The 19,959-nt window shown below is 54.1% G+C and carries 15 protein-coding genes; 11 read left to right on the forward strand and 4 right to left on the reverse strand.

The window, feature by feature from the left end:
• Positions 1 to 4 precede the first annotated feature (4 nt).
• From aceF to traT, 4 genes are all read left to right on the forward strand, one after another.
• Positions 5 to 1,897 (forward strand): pyruvate dehydrogenase complex dihydrolipoyllysine-residue acetyltransferase, encoded by a 1,893-nt coding sequence (gene aceF, locus FDW97_RS17400; protein WP_137351381.1) that lies wholly within the window; start codon positions 5 to 7, stop codon positions 1,895 to 1,897.
• A 175-nt stretch (positions 1,898 to 2,072) separates the two neighbouring features.
• The gene (lpdA, locus tag FDW97_RS17405; protein ID WP_003018686.1) at positions 2,073 to 3,497 is read left to right on the forward strand and encodes a dihydrolipoyl dehydrogenase; all 1,425 of its coding nucleotides are present in this window, start codon (positions 2,073 to 2,075) and stop codon (positions 3,495 to 3,497) included.
• A gap of 269 nt (positions 3,498 to 3,766) precedes the next feature.
• A complete protein-coding gene (locus FDW97_RS17410) occupies positions 3,767 to 4,051 on the forward strand; it encodes a hypothetical protein (protein ID WP_137351405.1) in 285 nt (94 codons plus the stop codon).
• 209 nt (positions 4,052 to 4,260) lie between these two features.
• Positions 4,261 to 4,992, forward strand: a complete 732-nt coding sequence (gene traT / locus FDW97_RS17415; protein ID WP_038637274.1) for a conjugal transfer complement resistance protein TraT — start codon at positions 4,261 to 4,263, stop codon at positions 4,990 to 4,992.
• Positions 4,993 to 5,053: 61 nt separating this feature from the next.
• Here traT and FDW97_RS17420 read toward each other — a convergent pair whose 3' ends face one another.
• Both FDW97_RS17420 and FDW97_RS17425 read right to left on the reverse strand, forming a co-directional pair.
• Positions 5,054 to 5,848: a DUF2950 family protein gene (locus tag FDW97_RS17420; protein WP_137351382.1), complete on the reverse strand. Its 795-nt coding sequence runs from the start codon at positions 5,846 to 5,848 to the stop codon at positions 5,054 to 5,056.
• Between the two features lie 10 nt (positions 5,849 to 5,858).
• A complete protein-coding gene (locus FDW97_RS17425) occupies positions 5,859 to 7,460 on the reverse strand; it encodes a DUF3300 domain-containing protein (protein WP_137351383.1) in 1,602 nt (533 codons plus the stop codon).
• Positions 7,461 to 7,908: 448 nt separating this feature from the next.
• Between FDW97_RS17425 and acnB the strand changes: the two genes are divergently transcribed.
• The 6 genes from acnB (at position 7,909) to FDW97_RS17455 (ending at position 15,195) form a co-directional block, all read left to right on the forward strand.
• Complete coding sequence (gene acnB, locus FDW97_RS17430) at positions 7,909 to 10,506, forward strand: bifunctional aconitate hydratase 2/2-methylisocitrate dehydratase (RefSeq protein WP_069324043.1); 2,598 nt, start codon at positions 7,909 to 7,911, stop codon at positions 10,504 to 10,506.
• A 174-nt stretch (positions 10,507 to 10,680) separates the two neighbouring features.
• Positions 10,681 to 11,043, forward strand: a complete 363-nt coding sequence (gene yacL, locus FDW97_RS17435; protein ID WP_038637284.1) for a protein YacL — start codon at positions 10,681 to 10,683, stop codon at positions 11,041 to 11,043.
• A gap of 180 nt (positions 11,044 to 11,223) precedes the next feature.
• A complete protein-coding gene (locus FDW97_RS17440) occupies positions 11,224 to 12,177 on the forward strand; it encodes a 2-keto-3-deoxygluconate permease 1 (protein WP_038637287.1) in 954 nt (317 codons plus the stop codon).
• Positions 12,174 to 13,445, forward strand: a complete 1,272-nt coding sequence (locus FDW97_RS17445) for a D-threonate kinase (protein ID WP_085048297.1) — start codon at positions 12,174 to 12,176, stop codon at positions 13,443 to 13,445. Before FDW97_RS17440 ends, FDW97_RS17445 begins: the two co-directional genes overlap by 4 nt.
• The gene (locus FDW97_RS17450) at positions 13,435 to 14,418 is read left to right on the forward strand and encodes a D-threonate 4-phosphate dehydrogenase (RefSeq protein WP_085048296.1); all 984 of its coding nucleotides are present in this window, start codon (positions 13,435 to 13,437) and stop codon (positions 14,416 to 14,418) included. Before FDW97_RS17445 ends, FDW97_RS17450 begins: the two co-directional genes overlap by 11 nt.
• Positions 14,419 to 14,427: 9 nt before the next feature.
• Positions 14,428 to 15,195: a DeoR/GlpR family DNA-binding transcription regulator gene (locus tag FDW97_RS17455; RefSeq protein WP_038637298.1), complete on the forward strand. Its 768-nt coding sequence runs from the start codon at positions 14,428 to 14,430 to the stop codon at positions 15,193 to 15,195.
• Between the two features lie 10 nt (positions 15,196 to 15,205).
• On the opposite strand, the gene FDW97_RS17460 is transcribed toward FDW97_RS17455, so the two are convergent.
• Entirely contained in the window at positions 15,206 to 15,553 is a 348-nt protein-coding gene (locus tag FDW97_RS17460) for a YacC family pilotin-like protein (protein WP_003018667.1), read from the reverse strand.
• Positions 15,554 to 15,706: 153 nt separating this feature from the next.
• On the opposite strand from FDW97_RS17460, the gene cueO reads away from it, so the two are divergent.
• Positions 15,707 to 17,317: a multicopper oxidase CueO gene (gene cueO, locus FDW97_RS17465; RefSeq protein WP_137351384.1), complete on the forward strand. Its 1,611-nt coding sequence runs from the start codon at positions 15,707 to 15,709 to the stop codon at positions 17,315 to 17,317.
• Between the two features lie 85 nt (positions 17,318 to 17,402).
• On the opposite strand, the gene FDW97_RS17470 is transcribed toward cueO, so the two are convergent.
• Positions 17,403 to 19,793 (reverse strand): glucose/quinate/shikimate family membrane-bound PQQ-dependent dehydrogenase, encoded by a 2,391-nt coding sequence (locus FDW97_RS17470; RefSeq protein WP_137351385.1) that lies wholly within the window; start codon positions 19,791 to 19,793, stop codon positions 17,403 to 17,405.
• Positions 19,794 to 19,959 lie beyond the last annotated feature (166 nt).

The raw sequence follows: 19,959 nt of genomic DNA on the forward strand, positions 1-19,959 counted from the left end.
AATAATGGCTATCGAAATCAATGTACCGGACATCGGGGCTGATGAAGTTGAAATCACCGAGATCCTGGTCAAAGTGGGCGACAAAGTTGAAGCTGAACAGTCGCTGATCACCGTAGAAGGCGACAAAGCCTCTATGGAAGTTCCGTCTCCTCAGGCTGGTATCGTTAAAGAGATCAAAGTCTCTGTTGGCGATAAAACTGAGACCGGCAAACTGATCATGATTTTCGATTCCGCCGACGGTGCAGCAGCGGCTGCACCTGCTCCGGCAGAAGAGAAGAAAGAAGCGGCTCCGGCAGCAGCACCTGCTGCGGCAGCGGCGAAAGAAGTACACGTACCGGACATCGGCGGCGACGAAGTCGAAGTGACCGAAGTGATGGTTAAAGTGGGCGACACCGTTGCGGCTGAGCAGTCTCTGATCACCGTTGAAGGCGACAAAGCCTCTATGGAAGTTCCGGCGCCGTTCGCAGGCACCGTGAAAGAGATCAAAATCAGCACTGGCGACAAAGTGTCTACCGGCTCCCTGATTATGATCTTTGAAGTAGCAGGCGAAGCTGGTGCGGCTGCCCCGGCGAAAGTTGAAGCGGCTCCAGCAGCAGTTCCGGCTCCGGCAGCCTCTGGCTCGAAAGAAGTTAACGTGCCGGACATCGGTGGTGATGAAGTTGAAGTCACTGAAGTGATGGTTAAAGTGGGCGATAAAATTGCCGCTGAACAATCACTGATCACCGTTGAAGGCGACAAAGCGTCAATGGAAGTTCCGGCGCCGTTCGCGGGCACCGTGAAAGAAATCAAAATCAGCACCGGCGACAAAGTGAAAACCGGTTCTCTGATTATGGTCTTCGAAGTTGAAGGCGCAGCGCCTGCGGCCGCTCCGGCTAAACAAGAAGCGGCGGCTCCGGCTCCGGCGGCGAAAGCTGAGAAGCCAGCAGCTCCAGCTGCAAAAGCGGAAGGTAAATCTGACTTCGCTGAAAACGACGCTTACGTCCACGCGACTCCGCTGATTCGCCGCCTGGCGCGCGAGTTTGGTGTGAACCTGGCGAAAGTGAAAGGTACCGGTCGTAAAGGTCGTATCCTGCGTGAAGACGTTCAGGCTTACGTGAAAGACGCGGTTAAACGCGCCGAGTCTGCACCGGCAGCATCTGCTGGCGGCGGTATCCCGGGCATGCTGCCCTGGCCGAAAGTGGACTTCAGCAAGTTTGGTGAAATCGAAGAAGTGGAACTGGGCCGTATCCAGAAAATTTCTGGGGCGAACCTGAGCCGTAACTGGGTGATGATCCCGCACGTTACGCACTTTGATAAGACCGATATCACCGATCTGGAAGCGTTCCGTAAACAGCAGAACGCCGAAGCTGAAAAACGTAAACTGGACGTGAAATTCACCCCAGTGGTCTTCATCATGAAAGCCGTTGCCGCCGCTCTGGAACAGATGCCGCGCTTCAACAGCTCTCTGTCCGAAGATGGTCAGCGTCTGACCCTGAAGAAATACATCAACATCGGTGTTGCGGTTGATACGCCGAATGGTCTGGTTGTTCCGGTCTTCAAAGACGTGAACAAGAAGAGCATTACCGAGCTGTCTCGTGAGCTGACCACCATCTCCAAAAAAGCGCGTGATGGCAAGCTGACTGCTGGCGAAATGCAGGGCGGTTGCTTCACCATCTCCAGCATCGGTGGCCTGGGTACTACCCACTTCGCGCCGATTGTTAACGCGCCGGAAGTGGCGATCCTCGGTGTCTCCAAGTCCGCAATGGAGCCAGTGTGGAACGGTAAAGAGTTTATGCCGCGTCTGATGATGCCGATTTCGCTCTCCTTTGACCACCGCGTAATCGACGGTGCGGATGGTGCGCGCTTTATCACCATCATCAACAACATGCTGTCTGACATTCGCCGCCTGGTGATGTAAGCGAAAAAGCCGGCCCGACGGCCGGCTTTTTTCTGGTAATCTCATGAAGTCAGTGAGGTTATTGTGCGAAAGACAAATCGGTTGCCGTTTGTTGTTTCAAAATTGTTAACAATTTTGTAAAATACGGGCGGATAGAACGACCCGGTGGACGACGGGTATAAATTAAGAGGTCATGATGAGCACTGAAATCAAAACTCAGGTCGTGGTACTTGGGGCAGGCCCTGCAGGTTATTCTGCTGCCTTCCGTTGCGCAGATTTAGGTCTGGAGACCGTCATCGTAGAACGTTACAGCACCCTCGGCGGTGTTTGTCTGAACGTCGGCTGTATCCCTTCTAAAGCGCTGCTGCACGTAGCTAAAGTTATCGAAGAAGCCAAAGCGTTGGCTGAACACGGTATCGTTTTTGGCGAGCCGAAAACCGATATCGACAAGATTCGTACCTGGAAAGAAAAAGTTATCACTCAACTGACCGGCGGTCTGGCTGGTATGGCTAAAGGCCGTAAAGTGAAAGTGGTTAACGGTCTGGGTAAATTTACCGGGGCGAACACCCTGGAAGTTGAAGGCGAAAACGGCAAAACCGTGATCAACTTCGACAACGCGATCATCGCGGCGGGTTCCCGTCCGATCGAACTGCCGTTCATTCCGCATGAAGATCCGCGCGTGTGGGACTCCACTGACGCGCTGGAACTGAAAACGGTTCCTAAGCGCCTGCTGGTTATGGGCGGCGGTATCATCGGTCTGGAAATGGGTACCGTGTACCATGCGCTGGGTTCAGAGATCGACGTAGTTGAAATGTTCGATCAGGTTATCCCGGCTGCCGATAAAGACGTGGTTAAAGTCTTCACCAAGCGCATCAGCAAGAAATTCAACCTGATGCTGGAAACCAAAGTGACCGCCGTTGAAGCGAAAGAAGACGGTATCTACGTTTCCATGGAAGGCAAAAAAGCGCCTGCTGAAGCACAGCGTTACGATGCCGTGCTGGTGGCTATCGGTCGTGTACCGAACGGCAAAAACCTCGATGCGGGCAAAGCTGGCGTGGAAGTTGACGACCGTGGCTTCATCCGCGTTGACAAACAGCTGCGCACCAACGTGCCGCACATCTTTGCTATCGGCGATATCGTCGGTCAGCCGATGCTGGCGCATAAAGGTGTTCACGAAGGTCACGTTGCCGCTGAAGTTATCGCCGGTAAGAAACACTACTTCGATCCGAAAGTTATCCCATCCATCGCGTACACTGAACCAGAAGTTGCGTGGGTTGGCCTGACTGAGAAAGAAGCGAAAGAAAAAGGCATTAGCTACGAAACCGCCACCTTCCCGTGGGCTGCTTCGGGCCGTGCTATCGCTTCTGACTGCGCAGACGGTATGACCAAACTGATTTTCGACAAAGAATCTCACCGTGTGATCGGTGGGGCGATTGTCGGTACCAACGGCGGCGAGCTGCTGGGTGAAATCGGTCTGGCGATCGAAATGGGCTGTGACGCTGAAGACATCGCGCTGACCATCCACGCGCACCCGACGCTGCACGAGTCCGTCGGTCTGGCTGCCGAAGTGTTCGAAGGTAGCATCACCGACCTGCCGAACCCGAAAGCGAAGAAAAAGTAATTTTTCCGAAATGATAAAAAGCGGCTGAATAGCCGCTTTTTTTATGTGTTTGTTACAAAATAGTGTCAAAATTTGGCAAAAATTAAGGTGAATAGCCGAATTGCCAGAAAATGTTTTTTCCCGTACTGCACGATAAGCCCGAACCGCATGAAATCGGCATTCCAAATCAACTTCCTGTTTCACAAGAAATAAATCACCTTATCTTGTCATTAGATGAAACTAATAACCCTATAAACTAATAGCGTGATAACAAATTGAGAGGGGAAATGATGAAACGTTTTTTCAAAGCAGCAGTAATGACTACCGTGTTTATTTCCGGCATGGCGCTGGCGCAGGATGCCGTCATCCCATGGGCTACCAACAGCGGTGGTACCGAAAGCACGCATATTGCGGCAATGGGACAAAATTTGAATGCGCAGCATCAGCAGATTAGCCAGACACAGGAAGGTGTATGGGCAACAAACTCTGGCAGCATTCGGGCTGACGAAGTAGCACTTACCAGCACGAAGCCGGCGTTTAAAGGTTATCCTGAATTAATGCCGCATCAGAATTAACGCTCCGGGCTCACGTCAGACACATCTTCGCTGACGTGAGCGTCTGGGCAATGACGCCAATCCCAAACTACCAGTTCTGGTAGTCATCTTATTGATATTTCCGCTAAAAAAAATTGCGCAACTGCCGATACTTTTTTCGCCATTGTGTGGCTACTGGCCGCGCGCTTAAGAGGCTCTGGACTCTTTATTACACGAAAAAAGGAAAAAACATGTCTTTAAAAAAAATCGCGGTTGTTGGCATGGTTGTCGCGACAATGACCCTGACCGGGTGTGGCGCCATGACCACCGCCGTTAAAAAACGTAATCTTGAAGTGAAAACGCAGATGAGTGAGACCATCTGGCTGGAGCCTTCCAGCGAGAAGACCGTCTACATTCAGGTGAAAAACACTTCCGATAAAGACATGAGCAATCTGCAAACCCTGCTGGCAAATGACCTGTCGGCTAAGGGCTATAAAGTGACCAGTTCGCCGGATAACGCTTACTACTGGGTGCAGGCGAACGTACTGAAAGCGGACAAAATGGATCTGCGCGAAGCTCAGGGCTTCCTGAAGACCGGTTATGAAGGGGCGGCGATGGGGGCAGCTTTAGGCGCGGGGATTACCGCCTATAACAGTAACTCCTCCGGCGCGGCGCTGGGCGTTGGCCTGGCAGCGGGACTGATCGGTATGGCTGCGGATGCGATGGTGGAAGACGTAAACTACACCATGGTCACTGACCTGCAAATCTCCGAGCGCAGCAAAGCGAAAGTGACAACAGATAACGTTGCCGCGCTGCGTCAGGGGACGTCCGGCATCAAGCTGCAAACCAGCACTGCGCAGGGCGATCGCGCAAAATACCAGACTCGTGTTGTTTCAAATGCGAATAAGGTAAACCTGAAGTTCGAAGAAGCGAAGCCGGTGCTGGAAGCGCAACTGGCGAAATCTGTCGCTAACATCCTGTAATTTGTTGCGAGTTGCCGGGGGACTACGCTTACCCGGCAACTCATCCTTCGACTCTGGGGATTCAGGGCGCGACAGGCTGCCAGGTTTTATCCAGGTGGTAGGCGGTTAACGCCTGTGCTTTTTGCTGCGACTCCTCGCCAAGATCCGCCTGATAGACCTGGTCATCACCGTTGACCATAAAGCTCATCACGCCAGTATGATCGTAGCTAACGGGCCAGGCAACCATCGCAAAGCCGCTGGTTTTGTCGGGAAGAATACGGAAATGATAACCGTGATAGCCTGTACCGGGTTCCTGCGGACTGAAGGCTGGTCCAAGCGGGCTTGGCGCTTCACCGGGTGAAACGGGCCAGTACAGACCATCTTTTTTCCCTTCAGAGCTGACAATCTTTTGTGCGTACGTCTGGTTCATCGCAAAGTAGCTTTGCTGAGCATCGACGTAGGCATGTAACGCCTCGATGGCAGCGAGTTCGTTGCGCCCAATCTCTCGGGTCAGGATCTCTTCGGCCGCTTCCTTAATATCAAATTGCCAGCCAGAGGTGGTTTTAACCACCGGGATCGGCAGTTGCCAGTCGCTGTCTCCGACAACAAGATGCGCGGTATTACCGTCGACAACGGTGTTATGGCGAACCTTCCAGTCGCGCAGGAAGCGATCAACCGCATCAGGATCGACGCCTTCCGGCGGCAGAAACTCGCGCCAGTTTTCCCCGAGCAGGTTGTTCATCGCACTTTCATTTTGCTCACTAATAGCGTTTGCCAGCGCATCGGTGGCCTGGTCTGGCGTGCTGAAGGATTGCTGCGCCATCGCGGTGGCCGAAACCATGAACAACACCATTCCACTGAGTAGTTTATTTTTCATGTCGGTTCCCTTAACGATGACGGAATTCACGGTGTTCAGCACGACCGCCGGATAGCTGGCGAGATGGCTGGTTGCGGGCGAACTGCCTGCTTTGGGCCCCTCGCTGCTGCTGCGCCTGCCAGCTGGCGGAGCGACTGTCATTGCCGCTCAGCGCATTGGCGCGCGGCTGGCTGGTCCGTTGTTGAAAATTATGTTGCTGTATATTGCGTTGCTGCGCCGGTTGCGTGATCCGTTTCTCCTGGCGCTGGGCGGCAGCCTGGCGATTTTCACGCTGCTGAGTGTTTGCCCGTTGCGCCGTTTGCGGTTTGGTATCGTAACCGCGGTAGTTATTACGCTGAGAAATTTGCTTCAGTTGTTGACTGGATGCCTGACGCTGGGCGTCTCTCGTGCCCGTACGCGCCGTTTGCGGGAATGTTTTCCCCGTTGATTTTTCCATCTGGCTCAGGGCTGCCTGACGCTGGCTATCACGGTTGACCGGTCGTTGCTGGGTTGAGCTTAAGCCCGTTGCCGTGTTAGTGGAGTGAAAGCGGTTATTGAGCTGGCTATTAGGGTACGGCACACCCTCGCGATAGGCCGGGTTGTGCTGCCAGTTACGGTTGGCGTCGGTTAGCCGTTGTCCGCTGATTTTATTGAAGTTATCAACGTTGATATTGATGTTGTTATCGCCGTTGCGGTTATACCCGCCATGGTTATCCCAGTCATCGTGATGATGGTGGTCCCAGTCATCGTCATCATCCCAGTCGATGTTGCTGAAGATGGCATAGGTTGTGGCAACACCGAGGCTGAAGCCTAAACCGTTCACGAAGCTGTTGCCAAACTGCTCGCCGGGCGTTGGCGGCAGATAGGTTGGCGGATAGGCGGTATTGGGCCAGGTGCCGTAAACCGTGTTCGGGTTATAGGTGGGGACGTACACCACCTGTGGATCGGCGGATTCAATTTTGATAATCGTTGGGCTTGTCGTGGCGGTCGTGGTAGTAGAACTGGTTGTTGACTCGCTGGTGACGGTTTTAGCCGGTGCCGCTTTTGTCACAGTAGTGACGGTCTGTTGCGGTGTCGATTGCAACGCCCCGGTTTGTTGCGCCAGTGCGCGCAGGCGTTGTACGGAGTCCATGACGTCTTTCGGTTGCGCAAGGAAAGCGTCACCCAGGCTTTGTACCCACGGCGGATTTTCACCCATCAGTGACATTAACTGTGGAAAGGCAACCAGCGATTTCACGCTGGGATCCCAGGGTTGACCAGCAACGGCCTGAATGGCGGCATCGCCCTGCATTTTGGGATTATCTTTTGACCACTGCGCGGCCTGGATGACGTTAGCCGGATAGGTTGAGGCCATCAAAATTTGTGACAGCAGTGAATCCGGATAGAGCGCGATAGGCGCCACCCACTGATCGATTTGCGCAGCCGAGTATGTCGGCGCGGCAGCAGGCGCAGGTTGGTCAACGGGAGCAGGGGCCGCTACGGGAGCTGGTGCCGGCGTTGAAGGTTGTTGTGCGACGGGGGCCGGCGCAGCGGGCTCCGTTACGCGACTTTTAACGAACATCACGCCAGAGGCGGCAAACAACCCGGCACTGCACAGAAGAACAAGCAGATGTGGCTTAAATGGCAACTTCATAAAATGACTCCAACGAGACAAGCGCTGTGCCGTGAGGCGTTCCTGTTGCCGCGAGTATCATGCACCCGTGTTTGACAGTTTTGACTTTTATTGGGGATTCAGCCGGCAGGTCCGTAAAAAGAGTGTGAGTATTTATTACACAATTATATCTGATGGCTAAAAAAACGCTGGAAAATTCAGCATGTCACGCTTGAAAATCAACCGCTTTACGGCGCCCTTTATCCCTCTGAAATGCGTCCCGCCTCGCCGCTACACCATTCTTAACGATTCAGCCAATTTTTTATGTTGCTTTTTTGTAAACAGATTAACACTTAAAGAAAATCCTGTTATTGTGCCTTATGCGGTACCGGGCATTTACCCTACTAACTACTGTCTCACAGGAGCGTGAAGAGAATCGCCCATCAACAAAAGCGCCGCATTATGACAATGAGAGCGAGGAGATATCGTCGTGCTAGAAGAATACCGTAAGCACGTAGCTGAGCGTGCTGCCCAGGGGATTGTGCCCAAACCTTTAGACGCAACCCAAATGGCCGCACTTGTCGAGCTGCTGAAGACCCCGCCTGTGGGCGAAGAAGAATTCCTGTTAGACCTGTTGATCAACCGCGTTCCTCCTGGCGTAGATGAAGCCGCATATGTTAAAGCCGGTTTTCTCGCTGCTGTCGCGAAAGGCGACACCACCTCCCCACTGGTCACGCCAGAAAAAGCCATTGAACTGCTGGGCACCATGCAGGGTGGTTACAACATTCATCCGCTGATCGATGCGCTGGACGACGCAAAACTGGCGCCGATTGCTGCCAAAGCGCTCTCTTCAACGCTGCTGATGTTCGATAACTTCTACGATGTAGAAGAAAAAGCCAAAGCGGGCAACGAATATGCGAAGCAGGTAATGCAGTCCTGGGCTGATGCCGAATGGTTCCTGAACCGTCCTCAGCTTGCTGAAAAAATCACCGTTACCGTCTTTAAAGTGACGGGTGAAACCAACACTGATGACCTCTCTCCGGCCCCGGATGCGTGGTCACGCCCGGATATCCCTCTGCACGCCCTGGCGATGCTGAAAAACGCCCGTGAAGGCATTGACCCGGATCAGCCGGGCGTCGTTGGCCCGATCAAACAAATCGAAGCATTACAGAAAAAAGGCTACCCGCTGGCCTACGTCGGTGATGTTGTCGGCACCGGTTCCTCCCGTAAATCGGCGACCAACTCCGTACTGTGGTTCATGGGCGATGATATCCCGCATGTGCCGAACAAGCGCGGCGGCGGTCTGTGCCTCGGCGGCAAAATTGCGCCTATCTTCTTCAACACCATGGAAGATGCGGGCGCGCTGCCGATTGAAGTCGACGTGTCGAACATGAACATGGGCGACGTGATTGACGTTTACCCTTACAGCGGTGAAGTGCGCAACCACGAAACCGGTGAGCTGCTGGCGACATTTGAACTGAAAACCGACGTGCTGATCGACGAAGTCCGCGCCGGCGGCCGTATCCCGCTGATTATCGGTCGTGGCCTGACCACCAAAGCGCGTGAAGCGCTGGGTTTGCCGCACTCAGACGTTTTCCGTCAGGCGAAAGACGTGGCGGAAAGCAGCCGCGGCTTCTCTCTGGCGCAGAAAATGGTTGGCCGCGCCTGCGGTGTGAAAGGTATCCGTCCGGGCGCGTACTGCGAACCGAAGATGACTTCCGTGGGTTCCCAGGATACCACTGGCCCGATGACCCGTGATGAACTAAAAGACCTGGCGTGTCTGGGCTTCTCTTCTGACCTGGTGATGCAGTCCTTCTGCCACACTGCGGCGTATCCGAAGCCGGTAGACGTGAACACGCACCACACGCTGCCAGACTTCATCATGAACCGCGGCGGTGTGTCGCTGCGTCCGGGCGACGGCGTGATCCACTCCTGGCTGAACCGCATGCTGCTGCCGGATACCGTCGGTACTGGCGGTGACTCCCATACCCGTTTCCCGATTGGTATTTCCTTCCCGGCGGGCTCTGGTCTGGTGGCGTTTGCTGCCGCGACCGGCGTGATGCCGCTGGATATGCCGGAATCCGTTCTGGTGCGCTTCAAAGGCAAAATGCAGCCGGGCATCACTCTGCGCGATCTGGTACACGCCATCCCGCTGTATGCAATTAAACAGGGCCTGCTGACCGTGGAGAAGAAAGGGAAGAAAAACATCTTCTCTGGCCGCATCCTGGAAATTGAAGGTCTGCCGGATCTGAAAGTCGAGCAGGCGTTTGAACTGACCGATGCGTCCGCCGAGCGTTCCGCTGCCGGTTGTACCATCAAGCTGAACAAAGAACCGATTATCGAGTACCTGACCTCCAACATCGTGCTGCTGAAGTGGATGATTGCAGAAGGCTACGGCGATCGTCGTACGCTGGAACGTCGCGTGCAGGGCATGGAAAAATGGCTGGCGGATCCGCAGTTGCTGGAAGCCGATGCTGACGCGGAATACGCGGCGGTGATCGACATCGATCTGGCGGATATCAAAGAGCCGATCCTGTGTGCGCCGAACGATCCGGACGACGCGCGTTTGCTGTCCGACGTGCAGGGCGAGAAGATCGACGAAGTGTTCATCGGTTCCTGCATGACCAACATCGGCCACTTCCGCGCCGCTGGTAAGCTGCTGGATGCGCACAAAGGCCAACTGCCGACGCGCCTGTGGGTGGCTCCGCCGACCCGTATGGACGCGGCGCAACTGACCGAAGAAGGCTACTACAGCGTGTTTGGTAAGAGCGGCGCGCGTATTGAGATCCCTGGCTGTTCCCTGTGTATGGGTAACCAGGCGCGTGTGGCTGACGGCGCAACGGTGGTATCGACCTCTACCCGTAACTTCCCGAACCGTTTAGGTACCGGGGCAAACGTCTATCTGGCTTCTGCTGAGCTGGCGGCGGTTGCGGCGCTGATTGGCAAACTGCCTACAGCGGAAGAGTATCAGACCTATGTGGCGCAGGTGGATAAGACGGCGGTGGATACCTACCGTTATCTGAACTTCGACCAGCTTTCTCAGTACACCGAGAAAGCGGACGGCGTGATTTTCCAGACCGCAGTCTAATGCGCTAACGCGTTTTGTGTAAAAACGCATCAATGCCCGGAGAAGTCTGCTTCTCCGGGCATTTTTATTTCTATTCCTTATACCCGCTACGCTTTTTTTCTGCCGCGCTGCTGCGATAATTACAGCAAGGCGCAATGCGGTATTGGCGCATTGCCGGGAGCAGAGGAAGACATTATGGATTACGAATTTCTGCGCGATATTACCGGAGTGGTAAAAGTGCGTATGTCCATGGGCCACGAGGTGGTGGGGCACTGGTTTAATGAAGAAGTGAAAGAGAACCTGGCCTTACTTGATGAAGTGGAACAGGCGGCGCGTGCGGTTAAGGGCAGTGAGCGCTCCTGGCAGCGAGCAGGGCATGAATACACGCTCTGGCTGGATGGCGAAGAGGTGATGATTCGCGCCAATCAGCTTGAGTTCTCAGGCGATGAAATGGAAGAGGGGATGAGCTACTACGACGAAGAGAGCTTTTCGCTCTGCGGCGTAGAGGATTTTCTGCAAGTGGTCGCGGCGTACCGTGAATTTGTCCATCAATCCTGAGAAATTTCAGATATCAATCAAGCCGGGTGAGACGAACCCGGCTTTTTTTTCACAAAAATGATTATTTGATTTTTATTGATCATTATTAAACTGTGATTTGCCGCGTTTGCGCTTTTATTTTGATTGAATATAATCGTTATGATTTTATTTAATCACAACATAACAACAGGCGGGAAGACCATGAACATCAAGAAGGCAATAGAACGTGTACCCGGCGGCATGATGGTTGTGCCGTTGGTTATCGGTGCCATTATCAACACTTTTGCCCCGCAGGCGTTGCAGATTGGTGGATTCACCACTGCTTTATTTAAAAATGGTGCAGCTCCCCTAATCGGCGCGTTCCTGCTCTGCATGGGCGCAGGGATTAGCGTAAAGGCGGCGCCACAAGCTTTGTTACAAGGCGGTACGATTACGCTGACAAAATTACTTGTCGCAATCGCGATTGGTCTCGGGGTTGAACATCTGTTTGGCGCGGAAGGTATCTTTGGCTTAAGCGGTGTTGCCATTATTGCGGCAATGAGTAACTCCAATGGCGGGCTTTATGCGGCGCTGGTGGGGGAGTTTGGCAACGAACGTGATGTCGGTGCGATCTCTATCTTGTCACTGAATGATGGGCCTTTCTTTACCATGATCGCATTGGGCGCGGCGGGTATGGCAAATATTCCTATCATGGCGCTGGTGGCGGTTTTGGTACCGCTGGTGGTAGGTATGATCCTCGGTAACCTCGATGCCAATATGCGTGACTTCCTGACCAAAGGCGGTCCGTTGCTCATTCCTTTCTTTGCCTTTGCGCTTGGGGCCGGTATTAACCTGGAAATGCTGCTGCAGGGCGGTCTGGCGGGCATTCTGTTGGGGGTGCTGACCACCTTTGTTGGCGGCTTCTTTAACATTCGCGCCGACCGTCTCGTCGGAGGGAGTGGTATTGCTGGTGCTGCTGCATCCAGTACTGCAGGGAACGCGGTAGCGACGCCGTTGGCGATAGCACAAGCCGATCCATCGCTGGCAGAGGTTGCTGCTGCGGCTGCGCCGTTGATCGCAGCGTCAGTCATCACGACCGCTATTCTGACGCCAATTCTTACCTCGTGGGTGGCGAAAAAGCAGGCGCGCCAGGCAGTTCAGGAGAACAAAGCATGAAAATGATCGTTATCGCCGATGATTTTACGGGGTCTAACGATACCGGCGTACAGTTGGCGAAAAAAGGCGCACGTACGGAGGTCATGCTCACACCTGCGCAGAAACCCTCTCGTCGCGCCGATGTTCTGGTCATCAACACCGAAAGTCGGGCGATGCCTGCAATGCAGGCCGCTGCAGCTGTACAACAGGCGTTAGCGCCATGGTGTGAAGAAGCAGTAACACCGCTGGTATACAAAAAAATCGACTCTACTTTCCGGGGCAATGTCGGGGCCGAAGTCACCTCAGCGATGCGTGCTGCTGGTCGGACGCTGGCCGTGATTGCGGCAGCGATCCCTGCTGCCGGGCGTACCACGCAGGATGGATTATGTCTGGTACATGGCGTGCCGCTGTTAGAGACGGAATTTGCCAGCGATCCAAAAACGCCCATTCACTCTTCTCGTATTGCTGAGCTGATCGCGTTGCAAAGCGATATCCCGGTACATGAGGTGTCGCTATCGGATGTGCGTCGGGGAAGCTTAAGTGCGCTGCTTCGCGCTTTTGCGACAGAAGGCGAATGCATGGTGGTTGTAGATGCAGTGGAAGAGCGAGATCTGTCGCTAATCGCACACGCTGTTTGCGAACAAAAACAGATGCCGTTATTGGTCGGGGCGGCAGGGCTTGCCAATGCCTTACCTGCCGGAACGTTTATGCAAGAAAAGCAGGCATTACCGGTGCTGGTCGTGGCGGGCTCAATGAGCGAAGCAACGCGACGTCAGGTGGAAAAAGCGTTGTGCCAGGGCCGGGCAACGGTGGTTGAAATCGATGCCGCGCGATTGTCTGCATCGTCATTTGAGCAGGAAATGGCCTCTGTTGTTGAACAGGCTTGCGCGCAGTTGAGCCAGCAACAGCACACGATCTTGCGCACCAGTCGGCGTGCAGAAGACCGGAATATGATCGACTCGCTGTGCGCCAACCTGGGGATGAGCCGGCAACAGTTGGGAGAGCTGCTGAGTCGGCGTCTTGGAGAGATAACATTGCGGATTATTGAGCGGGCGCGTATCGGCGGTTTGTTCCTGACCGGAGGCGATATTGCTACGGCGGTCGCCAGTGCGCTGGGGGCAGAAGGGTATCGCATTCAAAGTGAGGTTGCCCCCTGTATTCCGTGTGGAACATTTGTGAACAGCGAGATTGATGACTTGCCAGTGATCACCAAAGCGGGTGGATTCGGTTCCGACACGACCCTTTGTGATGCGCTTTATTTTATTGAGGAGATGTACCGTGGTAACTAAAACTATTGCGATTACGATGGGAGATCCGGCGGGGATTGGTCCGGAAATTATTGTTAAAGCACTGCGTGAAGATGACCTTAATGGCGCCCCGCTGGTGGTGGTTGGGTGCCTGCAAACTCTGCAGCGATTACAGGCCCAGGGGCTGGCTGAAGGGGTGACATTCCGCGCAATCGAAAAGGTTGCTGATGCCCGATTCGAACCGGGTACGATTCATGTGATTGATGAACCGTTGGCGCAACCCGACGAACTGGTCCCGGGAACAGTGCAGGCGCAGGCAGGCGATCTGGCCTATCGCTGTGTAAAACGGGCGACGGAACTGGCGATGAAGGGCGATGTGCACGCCATTGCGACCGCGCCGTTGAATAAAGAAGCATTACATCTTGGCGGACACAATTATCCCGGACATACGGAACTACTGGCAACGTTGACGGAAAGTCGTGATTACGCCATGGTGCTCTACACCGACAAGCTGAAAGTCATCCATGTTTCCACGCATATTGCTTTGCGCAAATTTCTCGATACGCTCAATGGGCAACGTGTTGAAACGGTGATTGGCATTGCCGATACCTTCCTGAAGCGCGTCGGTTTTGCGCATCCGCGTATTGCCGTCGCGGGGGTGAATCCACATGCCGGTGAGAATGGCCTGTTTGGTGATGAGGAAATCCGCATTGTCGGGCCTGCGATTGAGAATATGAAAGCGAAGGGGATGAATGTATACGGACCGTGCCCGCCGGATACTGTGTTTTTGCAGGCTTATGAAGGCCAGTACGACATGGTGGTGGCGATGTATCACGATCAGGGTCATATCCCGCTTAAGTTGCTTGGTTTTTATGATGGGGTAAATATCACAGCAGGTTTGCCGTTTATTCGTACCTCAGCCGATCACGGTACGGCATTTGATATCGCCTGGACGGGAAAAGCAAAATCTGAGAGCATGGCCGTATCGATCAAACTGGCAATGCAACTGGCGTAATTTACTGTTATGAAAGGCCAACACCGTCTGGATAAGATTGTGGCGTATTTGAAAAATCATACGCTGGTTACCGTGGAGCAACTGGTTGAGGCGGTTGACGCCTCTCCAGCAACAATCAGACGCGACCTCATCAAGCTGGATGAACAGGGCGTGATCAGCCGTAGCCACGGCGGTGTTGCCCTGCGACGTTTTGAAGCGGCGCAGCCGACCACCAATGAAAAGCAACTGCGATCGCCCGCTGAGAAACGGGCGATTGCGCGTTTTGCCGCCTCAATGGTGCATGCTGGCGATGCCGTGGTGCTTGATGCCGGTACCACAATGCTGGAGCTGGCAAAATGTCTGACCCATTTGCCGCTGCGCGTCATTACTGTTGATCTGCATATTGCCCTGTTTTTATCAGAATTCCGCCAGATAGAAGTGACGATAGTTGGTGGGCGCATTGATGACAGCAGTCAGTCCTGCATTGGTGAGTTTGGACGGAAAATGTTGCGTAGCGTCTATCCCGATATCGCCTTTATGAGCTGTAACACCTGGAGCATGGACAAGGGGGTGACCACGCCAACGGAAGACAAAGCGGGACTGAAGCAAGAAATTATTGCCAATGCGCAACGGAAGGTATTACTGGCGGATAGCAGTAAGTATGGCGCGCATTCGTTATTTAACGTCGCGCCGCTTAGCCGCTTTACTGATATTGTTACCGATGTGAATTTACCGCAAGGCGCAAAGGCTGAATTAAAAGCGCAATCCGTGGCCCTGACGCTGGTACAGCCAGAGTAACGGCGGTGGATTATTTAACGTAAGCCAACAGGCTCAGGGAATCACGCGCCAGCGCTTTGCATTTTTTTGCCGTTGGGATGCCGATACCGCTGAGATCGCGATAGCTGTCCTCACCTAGCGCCTTCATGTTGAAGGTGTCGTAATTACTCAGGTCCCACTGGTTTTGCTGGGCAAAAAAGACCAGTGCGCGACGGATCTGCCCATTTGGCAAATTCTGGTAACCACAGTCATTTTTCAGAAAAACAAAAACTGCCGTTAAATCGGCCATATCTTCGGCTTCGGACTCGCTCAGCGCGTAGCTATTTGCGCATACGGCCATCAGGCTGCCGAACAAAACTGTTCTGAAAAACGTCTTCATTGCTTCTACCACTGCATCACGGAATTTAAACGTTAGCACACTGCGAGCGAAGCGACGACCTTTATTATTAGCCGTTTACTTGACCTTCCCGTAAGGGGAAGGCTTATGCTTAAAAGATAGCCTGCTTAAGCTGCTGAATATAAGGAAGTGATTATGCAACGTCGTGACTTTTTAAAGTACTCCGTGGCGCTGGGCGTCGCGTCAGCATTACCTCTATGGAGCCGTAGCGTATTTGCCGCCGACCGTCCGGCATTGCCCATTCCAGACCTGTTAACCGCCGATGCTTCTAATCGCATTCAGTTGATTGCACAAGTCGGGCAGTCGAGCTTTGCAGGTAAAACCGCCACGACGTGGGGATATAACGGCAATTTGCTCGGACCGGCGCTAAAGCTGAACAAAGGGCAATCGGTGACGGTGGATATCCACAACCAGCTTGCCGAAGAGACGACGTTGCACTGGCACGGACTGGAAATTCCTGGTGAAGTTGACGGTGGGCCGCAAGGTATTATCCCGGCAGGCGGGAAACGCTCTGTCACTTTCACCCCGGATCAACGGGCAGCAACCTGTTGGTTCCACCCGCATCAGCATGGCAAAACCGGTCGTCAGGTGGCGATGGGGCTGGCCGGACTGGTGCTGATTGAAGATGAAGAGATTCACAAACTACTACTGCCGAAGCAGTGGGGCATAGATGATGTGCCGGTAATTATTCAGGATAAGCAGTTTTCCACCGATGGACAGATCAACTATCAACTGGACATGATGACCGCTGCCGTCGGCTGGTTTGGCGATACGCTGCTGACCAACGGCGCGATTTATCCTCAGCATGCCGCGCCGCGCGGTTGGCTGCGTTTGCGCCTGCTGAACGGCTGTAACGCTCGCTCGCTGAATATTGCCGCCAGCGACAATCGTCCTCTGTACGTTATTGCCAGCGATGGTGGACTGTTGGCTGAACCGGTCAAAGTAACTGAACTTCCCATGCTGATGGGCGAGCGCTTTGAAGTGCTGGTGGATGTGAGCGACGGTAAGGCGTTTGATCTGGTCACTCTTCCTGTCAGCCAGATGGGGATGGCGGTTGCGCCATTTGATAAGCCGCACCCGGTGATGCGCATTCAGCCGCTGTTGATTACCGCTTCCGCAACGCTGCCTGATTCGCTGACATCCATGCCGTCATTGCCGTCACTGGATGGCCTGACGGTGCGCAAACTACAGCTGTCTATGGATCCGATGCTCGACATGATGGGCATGCAAATGCTGATGAAGAAGTACGGTGGTCAGGCGATGGCGGGTATGGATCATGGGAAGATGATGGACCATATGAATAATGACAATATGGGCCACGGGAAGATGAATCATGGCAATATGAACCATGGCAACATGGGGAATATGCAGCATGGCAACATGAAGCAGGCGGGATCATTTGATTTCCATAATGCCAACCGGATTAACGGTCTGGCGTTTGATATGAATAAACCCATGTTCGCCGCGGCGAAAGGTCAGCATGAGCGCTGGGTGATTTCTGGTCAGGGCGACATGATGCTGCATCCGTTCCATATTCACGGCACCCAGTTCCGCATTTTGTCTGAGAATGGCAAAGCGCCTGCCGCGCACCGCGCGGGATGGAAGGACACGGTACGGGTAGAAGGCGGCGTCAGCGAGGTGCTGGTGAAGTTTGACCACAATGCGCCGAAAGAGCATGCCTATATGGCGCATTGCCATCTGTTAGAGCATGAAGATACCGGCATGATGCTCGGATTCACGGTATAAAAAAAGCCGGGTGGCGGCTTCGCCTTACCCGGCCTGTATGTCGCATCCGTAGGCCCGGTAAGCATAGCGCCACCGGGCTTTTCAGTTATTTAGCCTCGTCCGGCAACGCGTACGCCACGATATAATCGCCCATCTTCGTGCCAAACGACCCGTGACCTCCGGCGGAGATCACCACATACTGTTTGCCATTCACTTCATAGGTCATCGGTGTCGCCTGTCCACCTGCCGGTAGACGACCTTGCCACAATTTCTCACCGTTACTCATGTTGTAGGCGCGCAGATAGTTGTCGGCGGTCGCGGCAATGAACAGCACGTTACCGGCGGTGGAAATAGGCCCCCCCAGCATTGGCATTCCCATATTGAACGGCACCTGAACCGGCATTGGGAACGGCATGCTGTCCTGCGGTGTGCCAATACGTTTTTTCCACACCACTTCATTGGTCTTCAGATCCACGGCGGAGATGTAGCCCCAGGCTGGCTGCTTACACGGCAGGCCAAATGGCGACAGGAACGGATTCAGCGTGACGCCGAACGGCACGCCGTACTGTGGCTGAATCCCTGATTCTGTGCCGGTGCCTTTGGCATCTTTCGGCGGCTCCATCGGATTGCCTGGGCCGCGTGGGATCAGCTTCGATACAAACGGCAAGGCCATTGGGTTGGCAATCGCCACCTGACGGTTAGGATCAACGGAGATGCCGCCCCATTCGAACATCCCCAGGTTGCCAGGGAACACCAGCGTGCCCTGCTCTGAAGGCGGGGTGAAGATGCCCTCATAACGCAGTTGGTGGAACATCACGCGACACACCAACTGGTCGAACATGGTGGCGCCCCACATATCCGCGCCGCTCAAATCTTTCTGCGGACGGAAGGTGAGATCGGAGAACGGCTGGGTTTTGCTGACGTAATCACCTTTGGCTGCGCCCTGCGGCACCGGTTTTTCAGGGGCAGGTACCACCAGTTCACCATTACGGCGGTCGAGCACGAAGATGTTACCGGTTTTCGCCGGGGCGTAAATGACCGGGACTTTCTGCCCTTTAACGGTGATATCCGCCAGCGTCGGCTGCGCCGGTAAGTCCATATCCCATAGATCGTGATGAACGGTTTGATAGCTCCAGGCCAGCTTCCCGGTAGTGGCATTTAACGCCAGGATGGCGCTGGCATAACGTTCCTGCTCCGGCGTGCGGTTACCGCCCCAGATGTCCGGAGTGGTGACGCCCATGGGCAGATACACCAGATCCAGCTTCGCGTCATAGGCCGCAGGGGCCCAGGAGTTTGGTGAGTTAAAGGTGAACGTATGTTCATCTGACGGGATGAAATTGGGATCTTTGGCGCCTGGGTCGAACGCCCACAGCAGCTTACCGGTATTCACATCGAAACCACGGATAACGCCGGAGGTTTCGCGGGTGGAGAAGTTATCGGTCACCGACCCGGCAATCACGATGGTCTTATCAGTAATGATGGGCGGCGACGTCGGCTCATACAGACCCGGCGTGGTATCCGGCATGTTGGTCTGTAAGTTAAGGATGCCTTTATTGGCAAAGGTTGCGCACAGCTTGCCGGTTTCCGCGTTCAGGGCAAACAGACGGCCATCGTTCACCGGCAGGATGATGCGGCGCGGACAGTCAGCAACCACTTCCGGGCTGGCGTTATCGGCCCGTGCTTCATGATAAGAAACGCCGCGACAGGTCACGTGCTGGAAAGAGGTGTTGGTATTAAGTTGGGGATCGAAATGCCACTTCTCTTTACCACTCGCTGCATCAAGTGCAAACAGACGCTGGTGGGCGGTACACAGATAGAGCGTATCACCAACTTTGATCGGCGTGACTTCATTGGTGATTTCACCCGGATCGTTCGGCTGTTTTAAATCACCGGTACGAAATACCCAGGCTTCTTTCAATTGATGTACGTTGTCGGCGTTAATTTGTTTTAACGGTGAGTAGCGTTGACCTTCCTGATTGCGCCCGTAAGCGGGCCAGTCCTCGTCGGCCACCGGTGAAATTGCTTCGGCCGGGGTGGTATCCGCGCTCAGCGTGCCGTGTATTTCCTGCGGATCGTTGAAACCCGCCCAGGTCAGGATCCCGCCGCTAATCAGTAGTGCGACGACCAGCGCTGTTACCGCACCGCTGGAAGGTACGAGCAGATGGCGCCAGACGAGCGGCAGAATCAGCCAGATACCGAAGAAGACCAGGATATCGCTACGCGGTGTTAATGCCCAGAAATCAAACCCAACTTCCCATACGCCCCAAATCATAGTGGCGAGAAGCAGGACGGCATACAGCCAAAGCGCGGAGCGTTGACTACGCCATAGCAGGAAGGCCACGCCGAGCATGGCCAGACCCGCAATAGGGTAATACCAGGAGCCACCGATGGCGACCAGCCAGCCTCCGCCAATCAGGAGATAGAGTCCACAAAGTGCGGCGAACAGAGCACTCAGTGTCACGATAAGTCGTTGGGATCGTATGTTGTTATTTGCCATAAAAAATACCATCACAGGTGTTATTTCTTTAATAGCAGTTAATTATAGGAGTTAAAACGCGTGATGATTGTCACACAATGAACTTTATCAACAGATGCCGCGGATGAATGCTTTTGCTGGTATACTGCGTGCCTTGCGCTTAGATGCTCGCTTATTAAAAGTAAGC

Origin of the sequence: Citrobacter sp. wls708, assembly GCF_005281255.1 — a bacterium.
In the GTDB taxonomy this organism is placed as follows: domain Bacteria; phylum Pseudomonadota; class Gammaproteobacteria; order Enterobacterales; family Enterobacteriaceae; genus Citrobacter; species Citrobacter werkmanii.